This is a genomic window from Flavobacterium succinicans (genome assembly GCF_001662485.1).
Taxonomy (GTDB): Bacteria; Bacteroidota; Bacteroidia; order Flavobacteriales; family Flavobacteriaceae; genus Flavobacterium; species Flavobacterium succinicans_A.
The window spans coordinates 1-19,610 of the sequence record NZ_JMTM01000012.1; the positions used below are offsets into that span (position 1 = coordinate 1).

17 protein-coding genes are annotated in these 19,610 nt (G+C 34.6%); 6 read left to right on the plus strand and 11 right to left on the minus strand.

All coding sequences use genetic code 11. From position 1 onward, the window contains the following. Positions 1–304: 304 nt before the first annotated feature. Together FLB_RS01455 and FLB_RS01460 are read right to left on the minus strand one after the other, a co-directional pair. Complete coding sequence (locus FLB_RS01455) at positions 305–1,531, minus strand: ABC transporter permease (RefSeq protein ID WP_064714195.1); 1,227 nt, start codon at positions 1,529–1,531, stop codon at positions 305–307. Positions 1,532–1,569: 38 nt separating this feature from the next. Then, on the minus strand, positions 1,570–2,070 hold the full coding sequence (locus FLB_RS01460) for a YkgJ family cysteine cluster protein (RefSeq protein WP_410503409.1): 501 nt from the start codon (positions 2,068–2,070) through the stop codon (positions 1,570–1,572). A gap of 51 nt (positions 2,071–2,121) precedes the next feature. Between FLB_RS01460 and FLB_RS01465 the strand changes: the two genes are divergently transcribed. Both FLB_RS01465 and FLB_RS01470 read left to right on the plus strand, forming a co-directional pair. Beyond that, a complete protein-coding gene (locus FLB_RS01465; protein WP_064714196.1) occupies positions 2,122–2,829 on the plus strand; it encodes a class I SAM-dependent methyltransferase in 708 nt (235 codons plus the stop codon). Between the two features lie 2 nt (positions 2,830–2,831). Continuing rightward, entirely contained in the window at positions 2,832–3,374 is a 543-nt protein-coding gene (locus FLB_RS01470; protein WP_064714197.1) for a YfiT family bacillithiol transferase, read from the plus strand. Between the two features lie 96 nt (positions 3,375–3,470). Here FLB_RS01470 and FLB_RS01475 read toward each other — a convergent pair whose 3' ends face one another. The 7 genes from FLB_RS01475 to FLB_RS01510 all read right to left on the minus strand — a co-directional run bounded on the left by FLB_RS01475 (position 3,471) and on the right by FLB_RS01510 (position 10,096). Then, positions 3,471–4,103: a 7-carboxy-7-deazaguanine synthase QueE gene (locus FLB_RS01475; protein WP_064714198.1), complete on the minus strand. Its 633-nt coding sequence runs from the start codon at positions 4,101–4,103 to the stop codon at positions 3,471–3,473. A 140-nt stretch (positions 4,104–4,243) separates the two neighbouring features. After that, on the minus strand, positions 4,244–5,905 hold the full coding sequence (locus tag FLB_RS01480; protein ID WP_064714199.1) for a tetratricopeptide repeat protein: 1,662 nt from the start codon (positions 5,903–5,905) through the stop codon (positions 4,244–4,246). A gap of 22 nt (positions 5,906–5,927) precedes the next feature. Further along, positions 5,928–6,827, minus strand: coding sequence for a PstS family phosphate ABC transporter substrate-binding protein (locus tag FLB_RS01485; protein ID WP_064714200.1), 900 nt, complete (start codon positions 6,825–6,827; stop codon positions 5,928–5,930). A gap of 348 nt (positions 6,828–7,175) precedes the next feature. Next, positions 7,176–7,976 (minus strand): energy transducer TonB, encoded by an 801-nt coding sequence (locus FLB_RS01495; RefSeq protein WP_064714202.1) that lies wholly within the window; start codon positions 7,974–7,976, stop codon positions 7,176–7,178. 37 nt (positions 7,977–8,013) lie between these two features. Further along, positions 8,014–8,571, minus strand: coding sequence for an ExbD/TolR family protein (locus FLB_RS01500; protein ID WP_064714203.1), 558 nt, complete (start codon positions 8,569–8,571; stop codon positions 8,014–8,016). Between the two features lie 19 nt (positions 8,572–8,590). Continuing rightward, the gene (locus FLB_RS01505) at positions 8,591–9,208 is read right to left on the minus strand and encodes an ExbD/TolR family protein (RefSeq protein WP_064714204.1); all 618 of its coding nucleotides are present in this window, start codon (positions 9,206–9,208) and stop codon (positions 8,591–8,593) included. A gap of 60 nt (positions 9,209–9,268) precedes the next feature. Beyond that, a complete protein-coding gene (locus FLB_RS01510; protein WP_064714205.1) occupies positions 9,269–10,096 on the minus strand; it encodes a MotA/TolQ/ExbB proton channel family protein in 828 nt (275 codons plus the stop codon). Between the two features lie 367 nt (positions 10,097–10,463). On the opposite strand from FLB_RS01510, the gene FLB_RS01515 reads away from it, so the two are divergent. Together FLB_RS01515 and FLB_RS01520 are read left to right on the plus strand one after the other, a co-directional pair. Continuing rightward, positions 10,464–11,981, plus strand: coding sequence for a helicase HerA-like domain-containing protein (locus FLB_RS01515; protein ID WP_064714206.1), 1,518 nt, complete (start codon positions 10,464–10,466; stop codon positions 11,979–11,981). Positions 11,982–12,135: 154 nt separating this feature from the next. Beyond that, positions 12,136–12,495, plus strand: coding sequence for a cupin domain-containing protein (locus FLB_RS01520; RefSeq protein ID WP_064714207.1), 360 nt, complete (start codon positions 12,136–12,138; stop codon positions 12,493–12,495). A gap of 428 nt (positions 12,496–12,923) precedes the next feature. Here FLB_RS01520 and FLB_RS01525 read toward each other — a convergent pair whose 3' ends face one another. Both FLB_RS01525 and FLB_RS01530 read right to left on the minus strand, forming a co-directional pair. Next, entirely contained in the window at positions 12,924–14,270 is a 1,347-nt protein-coding gene (locus tag FLB_RS01525) for an FAD-dependent oxidoreductase (RefSeq protein ID WP_064714208.1), read from the minus strand. 63 nt (positions 14,271–14,333) lie between these two features. Further along, entirely contained in the window at positions 14,334–16,724 is a 2,391-nt protein-coding gene (locus tag FLB_RS01530; protein ID WP_064714209.1) for a penicillin acylase family protein, read from the minus strand. A gap of 247 nt (positions 16,725–16,971) precedes the next feature. Between FLB_RS01530 and FLB_RS01535 the strand changes: the two genes are divergently transcribed. Together FLB_RS01535 and FLB_RS01540 are read left to right on the plus strand one after the other, a co-directional pair. Then, complete coding sequence (locus tag FLB_RS01535) at positions 16,972–17,622, plus strand: flavin reductase family protein (protein ID WP_064714210.1); 651 nt, start codon at positions 16,972–16,974, stop codon at positions 17,620–17,622. A gap of 130 nt (positions 17,623–17,752) precedes the next feature. Further along, complete coding sequence (locus FLB_RS01540; protein WP_064714211.1) at positions 17,753–19,552, plus strand: hypothetical protein; 1,800 nt, start codon at positions 17,753–17,755, stop codon at positions 19,550–19,552. Positions 19,553–19,610 lie beyond the last annotated feature (58 nt).

Below are 19,610 nucleotides of genomic sequence, written 5' to 3' on the forward strand. Positions count from 1 at the left end.
ACACTATCTCTACACTATCTATACACTATCTATACACTATCTATACATTATATATGGTAGGATATAGAATATAGAGTAAAACCACTCTTTAACTTATCTCTTATACCTTTGTGATCCAATTTACGTTTGGTGTTTAGAGATGACCTTACGCGTTAGGGATAGTAGTGGAAAGCCCACAGACTAGTGCAGTGATAACGAAACTGGTCGAGGACTTGTAGCGGATAGCCCGGCTCCTTATATATAAGAGCACAATACTTCTGGTGTAAAAACAAACTTCTCTATATATAAGGAGAACGCCCAAACATTACTCGTAACGAATTGCACGAACTGGAGAAATGCGCGTGATGATGTAGGAAGGTAATAGTAAAACCAAAAAGCAAACAACAACCGTCATTAGATTAAGCAATAGTATGTATCCTATATTAATATAAACCGGTGCTTGATTTACATAGTAATTCTCTGGATTGAGTTTTACGATTCCAAAATAATGTTGCGCTACTAGTATTAAAATTCCAATAAGGTTCCCCCAGAACAATCCCCTTACAATTAAGTAATAGGCATTGTAAAGGAATATTTTTCGAACGGACCAATTATTTGCCCCTAATGCTTTAAGTATTCCTATCATTTGAGTACGCTCTAAGATAAGAACTAACAATGCCACCACCATATTAATAGTAGCCACAAGGATCATGACCACTAGAATGACTATAATGTTTATATCAAAAAGTTTTAACCAGTCGAAAATATAACTGTATTTTTCCACTATAGTCCTACTATCTAAAGTAGAAGAAGTTTCTTGATATACTTTTTCGCCTACACTCTCTATAGCGTTGAAATCTTTGACAAACACTTCGAAAGCACCAACTTGATTTGTTGCCCACTTATTCAATCGTTGTACATGTCTAATATCGCCTAAAATATAAGATGCATCGAATTCTTGAAATCCAGAATTAAAAATACCAACAATCTTAAAATTCCTGACATTATACCCATTGGGCTTCATAAAATAGGAATGAAAAGAATCCCCCAACTTTAATTGTAATCTTGAAGCAATAAACTCAGAAATTACTACTTCTTGATTTAGCGCACCATTTACCGAAGGCAATCTGCCTTGCACCATATATTCTTGAATATACTTCCATTCATAATCCTTCCCTACCCCTTTGAACATAATTCCTTCAAAAGCGGATTCAGTTCTAATAATTCCTGTTTTTACAGCAACGGCTTGAACATGTGTTACTTCAGGGATTGTTTTGAATTTTGGATAAAACGACTGTTGTAGTGAGACAGGAACCAAAGTAGCTTCGGATTGATTACTGTCGAAATTAGTAATGACGATATGACCATTGAAAGCCGCAATTTTTTCTCTTATCTTTTCTTGTAAACCTATGCCTGTTGCTACGGAAACCATCATCATTATGATTCCGATAGCAATAGCAGCAATAGCAATATTTATAATGGGTGCAGAAATACTACTTTTATAGTCACGCACCGTAATCAATCTTTTCGCGATAAAATATTCTAACATCAAGAATGGGTGAATTAAATTAAATCAAGAATTTATGTCATCTACAAAGGAAGTTTCTTTTTCATTTCCTCAACAATATTGTATACTGCGGGACAAACTGGAATGTTTTTTAATGTAATATTCGATATTTGCTGAAATTTTTTTCTATCAGTATGAGGAAATTCTCTACATGCTTTGGGGCGCACTTCATAAATGAAACAAGTATTATCTTGATCTAAAAAAGCACAAGGCACTGTTTGCAAAACATAATCATTATCTTCGTCTACGCGAAGGTATTGAGCCATAAATTGTTGAGGCTTTACCCGCAAATATTTTGAAATACGCTCTATATCAGCAGTCGTAAATAAGGGCCCAGTAGTTTTACAACAATTTGCACAGTGTAAACAATTTGTTTTTTTGAACTCGTTATCGTGCAACTCTTGCATAACATAATCCAAATTTTTTGGTGCTTTCTTTTTCAGCTTATCGAAATACTTTTTGTTTTCGTTATGCTTATCTTTGGCAAGTTTCTTTATTTCCGATAAATCAGGCTTCAATTGCATCGCTTCTGGTTAAATCACAAAAGTAAGCTTAAATCACTAATAACCCATAAAATGAAAGACCTTTTTGGACAAGCCATACATGATTATTACTTTAATAATCATCCAGAAAATTTAATAACTGAAACCTCAATCACTGAAGAAGATGAAATGGAGGTGAGCTATCTCTTTAGATCTTTTGAAAACATGCCCCTACTTGAACAAAAAGCTATCGAGTTGTCAAAAGGAAAAGTGCTCGACATTGGTTGTGGCGCAGGAAGTCATAGTTTAGTTTTACAAAACAACATGCAATTAGACGTTACAGCAATTGATATTTCAGAAAAAGCGATAGCAACCTGTGTCAGTAGAGGGATAAAGCAAACAAAAGTATGCCATATCCTAGATTTGGAAGAAAATATTCAATACGATACCATCTTGTTATTAATGAATGGCACTGGAATTTTCGGAACCTTACAGGATGTTCCAAAATTTTTACACAAACTAAAAAAATTACTTCAACCCAACGGGCAAATACTAATCGATTCCTCTGATATCATTTATATGTTTGACGAAGATGAAGATGGTGGAAAATGGATTCCTGGAACGAGCTACTATGGAGAAATAACGTTTAAGTTGCGATATAAAAATCAAACCGAAGATGAATTCCCTTGGCTGTATTTAGATTACAATACACTACAAAATGCTGCTTTTGCAAATAACCTAAATTGCGAGTTAGTAATTGAAGGAGCGCATTTTGATTATCTAGCTAAACTAACCCTATAACCATGAATAAAAAAGAACTTGAAAAGCTTCAATATCCTGTTGGAAAATTTGAAGCCCCAGAGATGTACACTAAAAACTATTTGAAAGAAAAAATAGAAAAAATTGAACAATTTCCAAAAATTCTCAAAAATGAAGTTCATACTTTAAGCGAAGCACAATTAAACACACCGTATCGCCCAGAAGGTTGGTCTATAAGACAAGTTATTCATCATTGTGCCGATAGCCACATGAATTGTTTTATAAGAATAAAATGGGCTTTAACCGAAAATCAACCTGTGATTAAGTATTACGAAGAAGCCCTGTGGGGAGAAGGAATAGACAACAGAACGATGCCTATTGAACCCAGTTTACAGTTATTAACCGGATTGCATTTTCGACTAGGCTATGTACTTAGAGGCCTAACAGAAGAAGAGTTACTCAAAACATTTATCCATCCCGAACACGGAAAGATTTTTTCAATACAAGACATGATTGGTATGTATGCCTGGCATTGCGAACATCATTTAGCACATATTACGGAATTAAAAAAGAGGAAAAAATGGTGACCCTTTTTTCCTCTTTTTTATCGCATTTGAATTTACCCAACGAACGGAATAAATCGCAACATATTTAAAGCTTGTAAGTTTTACTCCTTAAACAACTTATGGGATGTTTAAATACTTATGCGTTTGTAACGAAACTCTCCATTTTGGATTTTTCATTACGTAATCCACGATCAAAGGAGTCATGTCTTCTTTATTGCTCCACTCCGGTTGCAAAAAAAGCAATGCATTACTATTAACTTTTGCCGCCTGTTCTTCTGCAAAGATAAAATCATGCTTATTGAAAATAATTACTTTTAATTCATCGGCGTGATCATAAACAGTTTGGGTAGGTAACTTATTTTTTTTAGGAGACAAACAAATCCAATCCCAAGTTCCTGATAATGGATAAGCGCCAGAAGTCTCGATATGTATTTTTAGCTTATGTTCTTTTAACTTAGAAGTCAACAAAGACATATCCCACGTCAAAGGTTCTCCTCCCGTAACAACAACTGTATCTGCATATTTTACTGCATTAGCAACTATATTTTCAATAGGAGTTGGAGGATGAAGCTCAGCGTTCCAACTTTCCTTAACATCACACCAATGACACCCCACATCACAGCCACCAATACGAATAAAATAAGCAGCAGTACCCGTATGATTTCCTTCTCCTTGAATGGTGTAGAATTCTTCCATTAATGGCAACATAGCCCCCTTATTAACTTCTAACTGAATTTCTTTTGACAACATTTTTTAATTTTAAAATGCAAAGATACTATTTTAAAGCCTTAGCACTAATAATTGGTTCTAAAGTTAACGAATTGAAACATAAAATAACAAAAAAAGCGATAACCAAACGGCTATCGCTTTATAAATTTAGAACGAGTTTCCTATTTTAAAGTAGCTAAAGATTTAGTAGCATAATCATTTGTAGGATCAATTGCTAATGTCTTGTTAAAATATTCTACTGCTTTTGCTTTATCTTTATCAGCATAACTTGCAGCAAGATTATTATAACTTTCAATCACTTTAGTTTTATGATTAGTATTCGCTAATTCTCCTTTTTCGGTAAGCTTAGCAATATACGCTTCATAGTATTTAATAATCAAATCTTCATTTTCAGCCAATCTGTTTATACGAGCTTTATACAAGAAAGCGTCTTGGTAAGTAGGTGCAGCAGTAACCACTTTATCCAAAGCAGCATCAGCATTTTTCAATTCATTTACATCTGCTTTTACATCTTTTTTACTGTTAGCATAAAATATTGAAAGTGCATAATAAATATTATCGTCAACATAGTTTTTATCTTCAGTATTTTTAGTCCCTAATTCAAAAATTGAAGCTGCTTCTTTATAAAACTTCTTGGAAAATAATTTTTTACCAATGTCATTCAAATCTTCAGTAGCCAAAGGTTCTAATTCAAGGGCTTTTTTTAAATCAATTAAACCGCTAGCATACATTGTTTGATCAATAGTAAGACCATCCGCAGCAATTGCTTTTTTGAATTTAATTTCGGCTAAATAAATATAATCTTTAGCGATAATTTTACTGTTTGGATTAGTAATAAAACTTTCTAAGGATTTTAATGCAACATCAACATTACCATTTTCAAATGCTGAATAAGCTAGATAACGGAAAATTCTAGGGTTAACTTTATCTAATTCAATCATTTTATTTGCTTCTTTTTCAAGCTCAGTCCAGTTTTTTAATAAAACTAAAAAGTCAGCTCTTCTCATTCTTGAAGCTAATGAATAATCAGTCAACGACATATATTTGTCATAGTTAGAAATAGCCAGTTGCATATTCTCAGCAGATTTAGAAGGTTTATTTCTTCCCCATTTATAGTAAGTCTCTGCAAGCTCTCTGTAAACAGGCCCATAATTAGGGTTAATCGCAATTACTTCATTGAAAGCATTAATAGCTAAATCGTAGGACTTCGCACCTTTCAATAAAACTCCTAATTGCATTTTTGCTCTCAACATTGTTGGGTCAATTTGAAAAGCACTACGGTAAGCTGAATAAGCCTCATTTTGTTTGTTCTCTAAATAATATGCATCTCCTAATGCTAACAAAAGCTCTGCATTTTGAGGACTATCAATTTTAGCCTTTTCAAGAATTGCAATTGCATTTTTAAAGTCAGGCTTAGAAATATTCATATAAGCACGAGCAATATATGTAGGCACAGTTGCATCCTTACGTTTAGCATCTTTAATAGCAATATCAAAATTACTTTGTGCTGCTGTTGGATTATTGCCATCTAAATCCAATTGTCCTAACCCAATATAGTTAAGTTTAGCACCATCAGAACCAGCAATTCCTTTTTGATAATATATTTTTGCAGAATCTACTTCTTTCTGATACGTGTAAACATTACCAAGTAAAAAGGAAGCTGTTCCATTAGAAGGTTTAGCCTGCAAAACAGCTTTCAATATCTTTTTGGCCTTTTCAAACTGTTCCGCATCAATTGCCTTCCTAGCTTGATCCACATCTTGGGCATTAGCCAAAGAAAAGGCAGCAAAAAAAGCAACACTAAAAAATTTTAATTTATTCATCGTCTTTACAATTAATTTATAGTTATTCTTTTACATTTTCAATCTCATTTCTGACATTAAACTTTCTACCCGGTACTCTAACCGGTAACAAGCCAGATTTAAGCACGATTCTTTGTCCGACATCCCCAGCAATAAATGAAGCAAATCCCATTCCAAGACCTGAATATCCTTGACAATTTACAATATACAAATCACGTGCCAATGGATAAGTTCCTTCTGCGATATTATTTTGCGTAGGACTAACAAAAGCTTTGCCATTTAAACCCTTTACACTCAAAACACTTACATTTTGCAAATACGGCAACATATTCTGTGAGGGTTCAGATATCCAATTCATTCCTATCACACCAATCATTCCATTGTTCTCAGCAACAAACTTAATCACTTCCTCATTTGACTTGAACGAATATACACCTTTTTCAGGAAGCGCAACAACACCAGCGAGTGATTTGATATAACTGACTGTACTTGAATTGGGATTATCAAATACCAACCCTTTAATATCAGTTTTCTTAGTTCCTTTAATAAAATCAATAACGTCACTTATTGCTATTAAAGTATCACTAGCTGTTTTATTTCTAACAAAAGCAATGGCATCTTTAGCAAAAATAGTGATTTTTGGAATAATCTTTTTTTGCTTGAAATTATTTTGCTCCTTTTCTGTTAAATTTCTAGTTAAAACTGCAACACCTGTCTTAGTATTAAACAAATCATTTAATGTTTCAGCTTCAGATTTTGGAATTAACTTTATAGTGGCATCATACTTATTTTGAAAAACGTCAGCTTGAGCTTCTAATAAAGGCAAAACAGTTTCATCCACCGTTATAGCAACATTCCCTTTTAAAATTGTCTCTTCGTTTTTATCATATTTACATGACACCAAGAGTACAAAAAAAACCAATAGTAAACTTAATTTTTTCATTTATGTATAAGTTATTTATGAGCGGTCACATGTATCATGCTACGCCAATTTGCTTCGATCAGGTCGCGTTAAATTTATCGGTATATGTTTTAATTAGCCTCTAGTTACAGGAGGATGATTACTATTTATTAGCATAATAAAACCTTTGAAAACGAATCAAAGCATAGACGATTAGCAAAACGCCCAAAGCAATTCTATACTTAAATTCCATTTCCAATGGAAATTCTTTCCAAAAAATAACCGTTAAACCCAAAACCAGGTATAAGAGAAAAAACACTATCCCTATAACGAGAAGAAATCGCTCTTTAGGCGATTTCTTCTTCATAGTATCAACTAAATTTGGAGACATTATTCGGCTGATTGAATAGTAATTGGAAGAGAGTATAACACCCTAACTTTCTTACCATTTTGTTCACCAGGAATCCATCTTGGACATTTGTTCAAAACTCTAATCGCTTCTTTTCCAGTTCCGTATCCAATATCTCTCAATACTTTGATATCTGTTAGAGAACCATCTTTCTCCACCACAAAAGTTACATAAACTTTACCTTTTAAACCTTCTTCTTCAGGAGTTTGGTAATTATTACCAACAAATTTGTAAAATTTCTCCATACCTCCTGGAAACTCAGGTTTTTGTTCAATACCCGCAGTGTTGTATACCGTGTTATCCTCTTCAACCACTGCTGCAGTACCAGTTCCAACTGGCTCATCCACTGTTAAAACAGCATCTGGATCTCCTTTGATTGTTTCGGCACCAATGTTTTTGTCTTTGATTTGCTTAACTTCAACAATCTCTTCAACCACTTCCTCTGCTTTCGCCACTACTGGCTTGACAAATTTAACCTGATCTATTTTAGGCTTTGGAGGTGGCGGCGGTGGAAGATCTGGTTTTTTCTCCTCCTGCTTCTTAGGAGGTAATTTAACCGCTGTAATTTTTACATCAAGATTTTCATCATCATCAGAACCGCTAGGTAACAAACTTGCTATAAGAGGCGCACTAACCGCTAAACTGAAAACGACTGCCCCCATAATAAGAGCTCTCATTGAAGTTTTACGATTTGATTTTCTCAATTCGTAAGCTCCATACAATTTGTTACGTCCTTCAAAAACGATATCAAGCCATTGATTTTTTAATATATCTAATTTCATCTTTCTTAATTATTAGGTTATTAACAAAATAGTTACACTATTTTGCCGCTAACAATTTGGTTTCTTCCGGCGTAAACTCGTTTACAATAGCATAAGTAGGTACATCTACAATAGCCATCTCATCTAAAATATCTACTAAATTTCTGTAAGTAGCCTTTTTACTTGGTTTTATAATTACAATAATCCCATTCTTAGGCTTTCCTTTTGAAGCAGAATATTCTAAAACTGATTGTCTTCTAGATAATAATTCTTTACGAATACCATCTTTACCATAAGTAAAATCTTTAGGAGCAGCAATTGGAGCAGTTATCATACCCATATAGGAAACTAACTTTCCGTTCTCCCCAAGTAAAATAGTCATCGTACGATTTTCATCAACCTTAATATCTTTATTATCTTCAGGTTTATCTGCTTTATCTGGCAATCCCAAATTCATCGATTGGGGTTTTGATAGTGTTGTCGTCAACATAAAGAAGGTAATCAATAAGAAGGCCAAATCCACCATGGCAGTTAAATCTACCTTAGAATTTTGTTTTTTACTTCTTACTTTTCCACCACCTTTTTTGCCTCCACCACCGGTATTTAATTCAGCCATTATAGTGTGTCTTTATTTATTAAAAATTCTTTCCTCTTAAACCAGTAACCAAACTAAAGTTGTTGATTTTTTGATCTTGTAAAATATCCATTACTTGTTTAATCGTACCGTATTCTTCTTTAGCATCTCCTTTGATTGCTATTTCCAATTCTTTATCATTGATATCAATGTTAGCACGTCTTGCATTTAAAAGCCATTCTTTTAATTGATTGTCAAGTGAATCCTTTGGAATTCCTGGTTGACCTGCTTTTGCTCTATCTGATGCTTTCATATCTAAAATTTGTTTTAGATTTTGAAGTGGCACCCCAAAACTTTCCATTAAGGCGAATTTGTTGGTGTCATCATCAGAAAATTCCATCTCGTACTTTTGCCCCATTAATTCAAGAGTTTTTTTACGAACTTCTCTCCCTTTTAGATCAAAAAACACTTTCCCCTTACCAATAGTGATCGTCGCTAAGTTATCTGTAGGCAATTTGGTTTGCACTGTAGATTGCGGTGTATCCACTGGTAAAACTTCCGGAGCTTTAGCGGTAGCAGTCAAAATAAAGAATGTTAGCAAAAGGAACGCAACATCACACATCGCAGTCATATCAATAGATGTGGATTTTTTTCCTCCTTTAGTATTTAATTCTGCCATTTTTTTTGAATTTATTTAATCAAATGGAGCTTACACATTATAAACTCCATTTGATACTAATTATTGTTTTAAGCTACCTCTAAATTTTCTGTAAGTGTTAACGATAGTTGTACCTGCTTCATCAATAGAATAAGTTAAATCGTCAATTTTAGAAGTAAAGAAGTTGTAAGAGATAATTGCCAATACAGAAGTAGAGATACCTGTAGCAGTATTAATAAGTGCCTCAGAGATACCATTTGCAAGAGCAGCTTGGTCAGGAGTTCCTGCAGTTGCTAACGCACCAAACGCTTTAATCATCCCTGTTACCGTTCCTAACAAACCTGCAAGAGTTCCTAAAGATACTAATGAAGAAATAATCGTCATGTTTTTCTCTAACATAGGCATTTCTAATGAAGTAGCCTCTTCGATTTCTTTGTGGATCGTTTCTGAAGCCTCTTCACTGTTGAATCCTTCTTTCTTAACATCTTGATACTTCACTAAAGCAGATTTAATTGCATTAGCTACAGAACCTTGTTGTTTATCACAAGCAACGATAGCTTCATCAATTTTACCTTCTTTAATATCTCCTTGTACTTTTTTCATAAAAGTATCTAAATTTCCTTTACCAGCAGCTTTAGAGATCACCATATATCTTTCGAAAGAAAACACAATAACCATTAATAATAATCCCATCAAAACTGGAACGATAGGCCCTCCTTTATAAACCATTGCTAAATAATTTCCTGGTAGTGGGTGCCCTGTATTTACTCCTCCTTCAAAGTTAGCACCGTCTCCCATTACAAAAGTCCATACTAACCATCCTACAAAAACACATGATAAGATAATAATTCCTGAAACCATTCCTCCTCCATTTGAAGTGCTTTCTTTTTTTGCTTTAACGTTTGCCATTTTTTTTAATTTTAAAAATTTTAAATAATTTATTTTTTGTTATAATAAACTTGTAGAAAGGCAAATTTATATGTTTAGTTCAAATAAAAAAATTTTTTTTGCGCTAAAATTCGAAGTTATGATTTAAAAAACAAACCAACCTCATGTGTTTTTAAAAATATTCTTAGTTAAATTAAATTTTTAACATTTTATATTCAAAGATACACTGTGAAATAAAATCAAATATAAGAATATAGCAACATTAAAAAAGCATTAAAAAAAACGAGATTCCTACAAATTTATGACTAATGACCACATTATCGCTAACTATCTCGCTTGCTGCATTTGAAAAAAAACTTTAACTTGGCAGTACTAAAACACACCAAAAATGAGTAGAGTATCTGAATTCAAATCTTCTATTTCGGAGGGTTATACCACTAAAGGAGAAAGTATTATATTAGGAGGAGCCATTTTAGACGGAGAAGCACTAGCTGATGCTTTTGTAAAAATCCCCTTAAAAACATTGAATCGTCATGGATTAATTGCCGGAGCCACGGGAACTGGCAAAACAAAGACCATTCAGGTACTATCTGAGCAATTATCGTCATGTGGTATACCCGTTTTGATGATGGACATTAAAGGTGACTTTAGTGGTGTAGCTATGATCGGGGAAGAAAAGTCTTTCATATCGGAACGTCACCAAAAAATAAACATTCCATTTAGCCCCTCAAGTTACCCTGTAGAACTACTTTCACTATCTGACCAGAGCGGTGTGCGACTAAGAGCTACAATATCTGAATTTGGTCCCGTTCTTTTCTCAAGAATACTCGATTTAAACGACACACAAGCTGGCGTAGTTTCTGTGATTTTTAAATATTGCGATGACAATCAGATGCCGCTTTTGGATTTGAAAGACATCAAAAAGGTCATTAATTATATCACCGAAGAAGGAAAAGATGAAATTGCTAATGCCTACGGGAAAATTTCAACAGCTACCACTGGAACCATCCTCAGAAAAATTATCGAATTAGAACAACAAGGCGCTGATTTGTTTTTTGGAGAAAAATCTTTTGAAATTGATGATTTAATGCGAATTGACGAAACTGGAAAAGGGTATATCAACATTCTTCGCCTTAATGATATTCAGGATAAACCTAAATTATTCTCCACTTTTATGCTCAGTCTTTTGGCTGAAATTTACCAACAAATGCCTGAAAAAGGAGATTCGGAACAACCCGAATTGATTTTATTCATCGACGAGGCACACTTAATTTTTAATGAAGCCAGTAAAGCGCTTTTGGACCAAATAGAAACTATTGTAAAACTAATTCGTTCAAAAGGAATAGGGATTTACTTTATCACCCAAAACCCAATGGATATTCCAAGCGGCGTTTTGGCTCAATTGGGTTTGAAAATTCAACATGCTTTGAGAGCCTTTACCGCCAACGATCGTAAATTCATCAAACAAACTGCCGATAATTATCCTTCAAGCGAGTTTTACAATACAGAAGAACTCTTAACCAGTTTAGGAATTGGAGAAGCTTTAGTCACTGCTTTGAACGAAAAAGGAATTCCAACACCACTGGCAGCAACCATGATGCGTGCTCCAACAAGCCGTATGGATGTTTTGACCGAAAGCGAAATACAAGCTATAAACTCTAAATCAAAACTAGTCAAAAAATACAGCGAACTCATCGATAGAGAAAGCGCTTACGAATTGCTTACTCAAAAAATAAATGCCGCACAAGAACAAGCTACACAAACAGCAACCGAGGCAAAAGAAGAAAAAACATCTTCTGGACCAAGCACAACAGAGGTAGTTACAAAATCTGTTTTGAAAGTCGTAACTAGCGCCACCTTCATTCGAGGAGCTTTTGGAATATTGTCCAAATTATTCAAGAAATAAAAGCTTTATAATTAGTTGGGCGTGACCCCATTTACAAAAAGGGGCAACTAGCAATAGCAGTATTCGCCCCTTTCTGTAAATGCGGTCGGGCTATCCATGCTACTTCGGTAGCGTATTACTATCCCTCACGCAAAAAAAAGAAAACCTATAAAAAATGAAAAAATACACCTTACAAAAATCCCCTTTTATTGTTCCCACTACAGACGGAAAGCTAATCGAAGAACATCACGGCATCCCTACTACTCAAAATAGAGCCATTTCTATTGCTCATATGATTGCGCCTCCTAAATGGAGCGAACCTTTTCAAACCCCAGAGTTTGACGAATACACTTATATCATCAAAGGGAAAAAGCAATTTATAATCGAAGGAGAAACGGTAATTCTAGAAGCCGGACAGTCCATACATATACAAAAAAACACGCGTGTTCAATATTCGAATCCATTTGAGGAGCCTTGTGAATATATCGCTATTTGCACTCCCGCTTTTGATTTTAATAAAGTCCACCGCGAATAACATCCTTTTTATTGAACCATTGAAGGCATTGAAGGACATTTAAGATTTGAATTGGAACGGGCTTTAGCCCATTCATTATAATGCAAACCCACATCAGGCTTTAGCCAAAATTATTCCTTGTTTTGGCTAAAGCCTTACTAGATTTACATTAAAAAAAACATCCCGCTAAAGCAGGATGCAATTGATGATATTAACAATTAACACTATCACTATTTCAATTTGTAATATGTTTTGAACCACATAGTATTGAAGGACATATAAGTTTGAGTGGGAAATTTTAAATCATTGGAGGCCTAAAAGGAGACTTAAGAAAAAGAACAAAATTGAAATAAAATAGTGTCTACCATGTAAGATTGACTATAATTTATTTCAAATTCGAATCAAACAAAAATCCCAAATCTAACATCAATTTTAGATTTGGGATTCTTTTATTTTACATTCAATAACTGAATAATTTTTTCTTCTACTTCTGGGCTGTCCCATTTATGGGAAATATCAGGAAATTGCATGATTTCCTCCATAATTTTATTTTGAAAATCACCAATAGCCAAAGCTTCAGCATAAGGTTGTAAACTAAATGTTACACGGCTGTACAAGGGCATCCATTTTTCAGGATGCTTATCCGAAAACCATTTCTCGATTTTCTTTTGCAGTAAAAATTTTGGATCGGCAGTTTTGGAGCTCATTTCTTCAAAATTTCGTCTCGAAAGTTCGGCAATTGCATCCGCATTGGGTTTTCTTGACTTTTGATATTCTGAAAAAATAGTTTTCCAATCGTCGCCATATTTCAAAATCATTTCATTAAGCGTGGTAATATCTTCAAAACCAGCATTCATTCCATGACCATAAAAAGGAACTATCGCATGAGCAGAATCTCCAATTAATGCCACTTTATCACTGTGCGTCCAAGGAAAACATTTGGTCATCACCAAATAGCTAGTTGGGTTTCTAAAAAAATCTTCGACTAAATCTGGAATTACATCTTTGGTATCTGGAAAGTATTCTGCAAAAAAATCAACTAATGTCTTTTCGTCTTTTAAATTTTCAAAGGAATTTTCCCCTTCAAAAGGCATGAACAACGTACAAGTAAAACTTCCATCTAAATTGGCCAAGCCCATCAACATAAAATTGCCACGAGGCCAAATGTGCAGTGAGTTTTTATCGATTTTATGAGTTCCGTCTTCATTGGCTGGAATATGCAATTCCTTATAGCCAATCTTCATGAACTCTTGAGCATAATCAAATTGAGATTGACGCTGCATACGATGACGTACTCTTGAAAAAGCACCATCGGCTCCAAAAACTATATCATACTTTAATTCCTTCCATTCCCCTTGCTCCGTTTCTCCCTCGTAAAGTGAGGCATTCGCCAAAGAAACATCCCAAATTTTTCTATTAAAAAAGAATTCAGCTCCAGCTTCTTCTGCCAAATCAATCATTTTTCTGTTGAGAACTCCTCTGGAAAGCGAAAAAATGGACTCCCCTTCTTTTCCGTAAAATTGTGTGGTAAAAGTTCCATCTTTGAGGTGAATCCCTCTTTTATCTACCTGAATACCGATTTTTTTAATTTCATCTTCAAGACCAATATCCTGAAGAGTTTTCCAACCGCGATTTGACATCACTAAATTAATAGAACGTCCAGAAAACTCAACCGTTCTAATGTCTGGACTTCTGTCATAGACATGCACTATGTGCCCTAATTTTTTCAGGTAAATTGCCAATAAAGTTCCAACTAAACCAGAACCTACAACGGCTATTTTTTGAGGTGTTTGCATTCAAAGGGGATAAAAAAGTTAAGCAAAATTAGGGATTAATATGGGTAACCCCCTTATAAAAATCTATTTTTTAATGGGATTAAAGATTAATTTTGTTGAAGTTGTAACGATTTCTGCTTTATTCATTTTCATTTTTCTGAATTTGCCTTCGTTATACAATTGCGTTTGATCGGCATAATGAGCACTCATTGGATTACCAGATTGGCCAGTAGGAATGATACTCCAACTATTTTCCACATCCGAAAAATCGATAACTCTTCTGGTAGAAGGCCCTCCAGTCACTTTATAATTCCCTGAAGCATTCAGACCAAACATCAAATTGTTAATCACTTCGTTAGTACCCGCGATTTCAAAAGGCCCCACATTGAAAATTGGCTTCAATGCACTGACCTTACCTAATGGATGTTGATGTTCTACAGTATGCACTTTGTTCCAAGTCCAAGATGCAACGGTAGTACCTAATTGCTTCTCGAGAGCAACTACAGCTTCTTTATACGACTTTTGCAAAATAAAAGCTTGTGTTTCTTTGGTTCCTTTTGTAGTGCTATCATCCCACCAGATCGAATTTGGATTCGCAATTAGCTTTGTAGCCACTTGTTTCCCGATATGTGTTCCTAAAAACTGCTCGAATTTGTCTTTACCTAATTCATCTTCAAAGGTATTTTTCAAATACAAATAAAGCCATTTGTTGTAAATTGTTGGAGCCACTTGGTTAAGATTACTATCACCTTTCCAATCCTTTAAGATTGTAAAAGCTTGTTTTTGATTTTCTGAAAGTGATTCCGTAGCAATAGAAGCCAACATCACTTTAAGCGTCTCAGTTACTGTTGAAGAAGTATTGTCAACTATCATTTGACTTACGGCTTGTTTGTTCCATTTTTGTTTGGCATCTAAAAGCGTTGTAATTCGCTTGGCTCTATCTTCTGGAAGGTAATAGCCTGGATAAAGAAAACCATCAACAGCTTCGGGCTGGTTATTGGCCGAATAGACATAATTCCATGATGGGTTTACAGCGGATGGGTTTTTAGAAAAATCCAAATACTCTGCAATATCTTCCTTCCCTGATGCTCCATTCAAAATAAAATTAGGATTTACTCCAGGTTGGTGTTTATACAGTTTACCTGTTGCCCACCATGCCACATTTCCTTTCGCATCACCATACATAACGTTCAATCCTGGAGCGGCAATTAATGCCACACCTTTCTGAAAATCTGCTATATTTTGGGCGTGAGACAATTGGTACACTGCTTCTAAAATCTGAATCGGTTGTTGGGTATAAATCCAAGAAAGCGCAATAGGTTGCTTAGTACCCAAACCTTTGATTAAATCATTTACAATAGGGCCGTGACGGCTAATTTTCACTTGCAAATTAACAGCAGACAAATCTTTGACTTGGATTGTTTTGTTACGGATTTGATAATTCACATATCCTTTTGGCCCCAAATAACTATTGGTATCATCAGCTTTGTTTTCTTCTTTATACAAATCCAAATCATCATTTTCGAACATCGTTAACCCATAAGCATACTTCCTATTGTGCCCCAAAAGCGGATATGGCGTTCCTGCTAAATAATAACCGTACAATTCAAAATCAGGTGTGACGATGTGGGCTTCATACCAAGTAGCTGGTTGAGAAAATCCAATATGAGGGTCGTTGGCAAAAATAACTTTACCGTTCTCTGTTTTTGGCGGCGCTATAACCCAACTGTTACTTCCAATAAAAGGTGGAATTGGAGATTGGTCAAGCAATGCAGTTACTGATTTTGCGATTTCCGAATATTCCTTTATTTTTTCTTTCGCATTTTTGATTCTAGTAGTTCCCAAAGAACCGTCCAAACCAAAATCTTTTAGATACTCTGGCCCTAATTGGTCACGAATATCAGTCAATAATGGGTCTGTTTTTTGTGCCATTGCAAAGCTGAACGACATATATCCAAAAATATTATAGACATCTTTGAGGGTAAATTTTTGTTTTTTCACTCCTACCAAATGAAACTCAATAGGTGTTTTACCTTCTTCCAAATATTGATTAATTCCGTCTAAATATGCCATCGCTAATTGATACTCTTTTCCATTTTTATCTAATTTGGAAATTGAAACCTCAGAAGCTTCTTCGATACCTAAACCCGCAAAAAACATGTCATTTTTCAAAGCAACAGAACCGAAAATCTCTGATAGTCTTCCAGGAGCAATGCGTCGCATCAATTCCATTTGCCATAAACGATCTTGCGCATGCACATAACCCAAAGCTACCATGGCATCTTTTTGACTGTTGGCATAAATATGCGGTACACCAAAATCATCGAAATAAACAGTGGTGGTTTTATCTATATTTTGCAAGGACAACTCCCCTTCATATTTAGGTTTGGTATAAAAAGCATAGCCAAATAAAGCCAATACTAAAACAATTAAAAACAAGAAAAGAAATAAGGCAATTTTTTTAACTACTCTCATGGTGTGACTATTATTTTAGGCTAAAGATTTAATGGAAAAATCATCATTGACATCAAGCATCAATAAAGAAATCCACAATCCATTTCGTTTGAATTAAAAAAACAAATATAAATGAATCCTGATGACATTTATCAAAGAAAGTTAAGAACAAAGACATTTGCTATCAAAAAACCATAACTAAGTCTATTTTTTGTTTAAAAAATATTAAAAATAACTAAACAAAATTTATCTTTGATAAAAAAAAATCATGAAGCATTTAACGAGAGAGACCATAATACAAATGGATAAGATTTCTAAACTGAATCTTATTAACTCATGCACCGGATATAAATCTGCCAATTTAATTGCTACCAAATCTATAGATGGAGCTACTAATGTAGCCGTATTTAGCAGCATCACCCATTTAGGAAGCAGCCCTGCACTAATTGGCTTCATCATGCGTCCCACAACAGTCCCCAGAGATACTTATAAAAACATTATGGAGACTGGATATTTTACCGTAAATCACATCACGCTAGATATGATTGCTGACGCGCACCATACTTCAGCCAACTATGATACTGGGGTTTCGGAATTTGACAAAACTAATTTAATCGAAGAATACAAAGACCACCTCCCAATTCCTTTTGTAAAAGGAAGCCCTGTGCAATTGTATTGCAAATATATAAATGAATATTTCATTAAAGAAAACGATACCATTCATGTCATTGCTTCCATAGAAGATCTATTTTTTAAAGAAGAATTACAGCACAAAGACAGCTGGTTGCAATTAGACAGGGCCAATGTTGTTTCATTGAATGGATTAGACGGATATTGTCTGCCAAAATTAGTAGACCGTTTTCAATACGCAAGAAAAGACCAACCAACAATTTCCTTTTTTGACCGACAAAGCACCTAAAAATAATATTTTTATAAGGAGTAGAGTAATTCTGCCCTACCGATTTAAAATGTAATTATGTCTATGATATTTATCAGTTTTTTAACCAATGCAATTCACAATATTTGCATGGAATAAATGCTTTAAATAAATGACTAACACAAAATCACCACATACTTTTCACATTCCTGTGATGGGATTAGCTTATACTATAGACAGCCCTATTCGCGTTGCTCAATATGGAATTTCTTCGGTAATTTCTATTGCGGATGATGAATTGATCGAAAAAATGAATGCTTTTTACAGCGAAAAATTTGAGATTCCTTACCAAGAAATTACTCAAAAAATCCATGATTATAGAGCTGAACGAATTACATCTTATCTCAATCTAGTAGATCGCATTGTGAAGAAAAAATTCGAAGACTTTAAATCTGAATTAGTTGAGAGTAAACAAGCTTTAGACAATTACATCGCACAGCTCCCCAATACCTCTGATCTAAAAAAAGGCTTTTTGCAATTGATGGAAGAAGGTATCGCTTTTAAAGAAAACCTAAAACAGTACATCGAGAACCAATTAACCCCAGGCGCCATTGATGTAAATATCATGACCAAACTAGACAAGGACAATTCTGTAGGCAAAGAACAATTACCTGTTGAATTCAACGACGCTCATGCTGCATTAAGAGGTTTTGCCAATAGCAACTTAGGCTCTTCTGTGGTTTTAAGTGCCGGAATGAATCCAAGACTGTACAGTTATTTTGAAAATTTTTCTTGTTTTTTTCCTGACCTAAACAACAAGTTAAAAAAGAAAATCACGCTAAAAGTAAGCGATTTCAGATCAGCAATGATTCAAGGCAATTTTTTGGCTAAAAAAGGGCTTTGGGTTTCTGAATATCGCATAGAATCGGGCTTAAACTGTGGAGGTCACGCCTTTGCCACAGACGGTTATTTGTTAGGCCCAATTTTAGAAGAATTCAAACAAAAGAAAGAGCAACTCATCCAATCAGCCCATGACTTAATGGTAAAAGCATTGGGACAAAAAGAACTTCCAATACCACCATCGCCATTAGAATTAAAAATCACGGTTCAAGGTGGCGTTGGTACAGCCTCAGAACATGATTTTTTATTAGAACATTATCAAGTAGATTCTGTAGGATGGGGATCTCCCTTTTTGTTGGTTCCTGAAGCTACTTCTGTAGATGAAAACACCCGAAAATTATTGGCTGAAGCCAAAGAAAAAGATTTCTACTTGAGTCACATTTCACCACTAGGCGTACCTTTTAATACTTTAAGAGGAACCACCAATGAAATTGTAAGAGAAAAACGCATTCAAGCGAATAAAGCTGGAAGTTCATGTCCCAAAAAATTCTTGGCGTTGCATAAAGATGCCAATGGCAACGGAATTTGTACCGCATCCAAAAAATACCAAGACCAACAACTGGAAACTTTGGAAGAAAAGAAAGCTTCACTTTCTGATGCACACTATCAAAAAAGTAAAAATAGCATCACGGAGAAATCCTGCCTGTGCGTGGGACTAGCCAATGCTTCCTACTTGGAGAACAATATTCCAATAAAAGGGCAAGACCAAGGCATTGTGATTTGTCCTGGCCCGAATTTAGCTTATTTTGACCAAGAGGTTTCTTTGAAAAAAATGATTCAACATATTTACGGAAACGACACGGTGCTAAGAGCAACCAATCGTCCCAATGTCTTTATCAAAGAGCTCAAAATGTATTTGGATTATTTTAAAAATGAATGTGCTGAAGCCACTAACGAAATTTCGGCTGCACAGCTCAAAAAACTTCAAGCTTTCAAAAAAAATATGCTAGAAGGCATTGAATATTATCAAAATGTATTACTGAATACCAACCGATTTACCGCTATCGCAAAAGATCTAGAAATGCAATTGAACGCTTTTCAAAAAGAGTTGCTATTTATTGAAGTAAAATAAATATGTTAATGGCATTCAGAAGAAGGTAAATACAACCTTTTTCGAAACCTACACCGTA

Excerpts from the sequence above, each read along its gene's own strand:
- FLB_RS01460 (WP_410503409.1), bottom strand. The coding sequence starts at position 2,070 with ATGCAATTGAAGCCTGATTTATCGGAAATAAAGAAACTTGCCAAAGAT.
- FLB_RS01465 (WP_064714196.1), top strand. The coding sequence starts at position 2,122 with ATGAAAGACCTTTTTGGACAAGCCATACATGATTATTACTTTAATAAT.
- FLB_RS01470 (WP_064714197.1), top strand. The coding sequence starts at position 2,832 with ATGAATAAAAAAGAACTTGAAAAGCTTCAATATCCTGTTGGAAAATTT.
- FLB_RS01475 (WP_064714198.1), bottom strand. The coding sequence starts at position 4,103 with ATGTTGTCAAAAGAAATTCAGTTAGAAGTTAATAAGGGGGCTATGTTG.
- FLB_RS01480 (WP_064714199.1), bottom strand. The coding sequence starts at position 5,905 with ATGAATAAATTAAAATTTTTTAGTGTTGCTTTTTTTGCTGCCTTTTCT.
- FLB_RS01485 (WP_064714200.1), bottom strand. The coding sequence starts at position 6,827 with ATGAAAAAATTAAGTTTACTATTGGTTTTTTTTGTACTCTTGGTGTCA.
- FLB_RS01495 (WP_064714202.1), bottom strand. The coding sequence starts at position 7,976 with ATGAAATTAGATATATTAAAAAATCAATGGCTTGATATCGTTTTTGAA.
- FLB_RS01500 (WP_064714203.1), bottom strand. The coding sequence starts at position 8,571 with ATGGCTGAATTAAATACCGGTGGTGGAGGCAAAAAAGGTGGTGGAAAA.
- FLB_RS01505 (WP_064714204.1), bottom strand. The coding sequence starts at position 9,208 with ATGGCAGAATTAAATACTAAAGGAGGAAAAAAATCCACATCTATTGAT.
- FLB_RS01510 (WP_064714205.1), bottom strand. The coding sequence starts at position 10,096 with ATGGCAAACGTTAAAGCAAAAAAAGAAAGCACTTCAAATGGAGGAGGA.
- FLB_RS01515 (WP_064714206.1), top strand. The coding sequence starts at position 10,464 with ATGAGTAGAGTATCTGAATTCAAATCTTCTATTTCGGAGGGTTATACC.
- FLB_RS01520 (WP_064714207.1), top strand. The coding sequence starts at position 12,136 with ATGAAAAAATACACCTTACAAAAATCCCCTTTTATTGTTCCCACTACA.
- FLB_RS01525 (WP_064714208.1), bottom strand. The coding sequence starts at position 14,270 with ATGCAAACACCTCAAAAAATAGCCGTTGTAGGTTCTGGTTTAGTTGGA.
- FLB_RS01530 (WP_064714209.1), bottom strand. The coding sequence starts at position 16,724 with ATGAGAGTAGTTAAAAAAATTGCCTTATTTCTTTTCTTGTTTTTAATT.
- FLB_RS01535 (WP_064714210.1), top strand. The coding sequence starts at position 16,972 with ATGAAGCATTTAACGAGAGAGACCATAATACAAATGGATAAGATTTCT.
- FLB_RS01540 (WP_064714211.1), top strand. The coding sequence starts at position 17,753 with ATGACTAACACAAAATCACCACATACTTTTCACATTCCTGTGATGGGA.